General features: G+C 35.3%; 1 protein-coding gene. It reads left to right on the top strand.

The annotated features are described in order from the left end of the window. A partial coding sequence (locus AC3DU7_RS29250; protein WP_488042765.1) for a glycosyltransferase family 2 protein occupies positions 1 to 1982 on the top strand: 1982 nt, incomplete at both ends.

Raw genomic sequence — 1982 nt, 5'->3', positions numbered from 1 at the left:
AATTTACCATCAGAATCTACTTTAAAAATTACTCCTGAATCTAAGTCTTCTGTCTCTCCTTTACTGACGGAAATAATGGCAGATTTGGAGAAATCGCAAATAGAAATCCAAGAAATTAAAGCCGATCTAGAAAAGTTCAAATCTCAAAAGGAAGATATTCCTGTCAAGAGTCTATTTCCTGTAGAACCAGATACCTCAACTACGGCTAAAAAAAAACTTCTGACTAAACCCTTAGAAGAAGTTACTCAAAAGTCAAAACCTCCTACTCCCCCGCCCAAACAAAAACAAGAATTATTGGGTTTATCCGGAGTAACAGTTGATAAATTCTGGGAAATTATTTTAGTAGAAGGAAGAAGGAAGGAGGAAGAAGGAAGAGGGGATTTTTCTGATATAGAAGGAAGAAGGAAGAAGGAAAAAGGAAAAGGAGATTTTTCTGATATAGAAGGAAGAAGGAAGGAGGAAAAAGGAAAAGGAGATTTTTCTGAATCTTTAAGAGAAGGAAGAGGAGATTACTCTAAACCTTCTATTAGTATTCTTACCCCAACCTGGAATTCATCTTTAGATTGGTTTGTGGAAACAGTTTTAAGTGTTCTGAACCAATCTATCCCTAACTGGGAATGGTGTATTGTTGATGATGGATCGAAACAACCAGAAATTAGAAATATTCTTGCAGGTTTAGCTGAAAAAGAACCGAGAATTAAAGTTCTACTTTCAGAAGATAATGGCGGAATTAGTGCTGCTACAAATAAAGCTCTAAATATGGCTACAGGAGAATATATTTGTTTATTAGACCATGATGATACTCTGGCTCCCACAGCATTAGAAGATAGTCTCAATAAACTGGCAGAAGGATTCGATGTAGTTTATTCCGATGAAGATAAAATTGATTTTTCTGGGTTAAATTATATCGTTCCATTCTTTAAACCTGACTGGTCTCCTGAATATTTTCGTGGTGTTATGTATGTCGGTCATTTATTATGTGTCCGTCGAGAATTAGCTTTAACTGCTGGTGGTTTTAAGAGTGAATTTGATGGAGTACAAGACTATGAGTTTATGTTACGAGTTTCCGAACAAACTAATAAAATTGCTCATATTTCTCGACACCTTTATCATTGGCGACAAGTTAAAGGAAGTATTTCGGGAGATGCCGATGCTAAAGCAGGTATTGAAGTAGTACAACAAGCTGCCGTTAAATCTCATTTACAAAGAATTGGTTTAGCAGCAAAAGCAGAACCAGGTTTAGGTAAACATCGGATAAATATTAATCCTTTGCCTAGAAATAATCATCCTTTGATTAGTCTAATTATTGCTGCTCCTAATCTTTCAGAAAATATTGATAAATGGTCGGAAAATCTTTTGTCTGTTTCAACTTATCCCAAAAATGAAGTGATTTTAGTGGGTGGGGAAAAAACAGAAAATATTATCGAAAATTCTGCAGTGAAAGTTTTAAATCTATCAGGGCAATTTAATTATTCTCGTGCTTATAATCTGGCTGCCAAAACTGCCCAAGGAGAATATTTTATTTTCCTCAATACTGATTTGGAAGTTGTTACTGAAGATTGGCAACGACATCTTTTATATTACGCCGAACAATCTGATATTGGTGCAGTGGGAGGACTATTAATTTTCCCAGATGGAATTGTTGAACACGCAGGTATTGTATTAGGAAAATCTGGAAAAGTTGATTATGTAATGCGAGGTTTTCCATCTAACCATGATGGTTATGCAGGTTCTTTAGTTTGTGCAAGAGAAGTATCTGCTGTAAGTCGAGATTGTTTGATGGTGAGTAGGCAAAATTTTGAAATGGTTGGAGGTTTTAATGAACACTTTTTCTCTGATTATCAAGATGTTGATTTGTGTTTGAAGTTGAGGAAAAATGGCAAGCGAATAGTATTTACCCCCCGTAGTGTTTTAATTAACCATCAATCAGAGAAACACAGACAAAGAAATTATGATGTGGTTGACTATATGTTGCTCTTAGA

The organism is Okeania sp., from assembly GCF_983059655.1.
The sequence above is the reverse complement of the archived record's forward strand: the minus strand, read 5'-3'. Positions and strand labels throughout refer to the sequence as shown.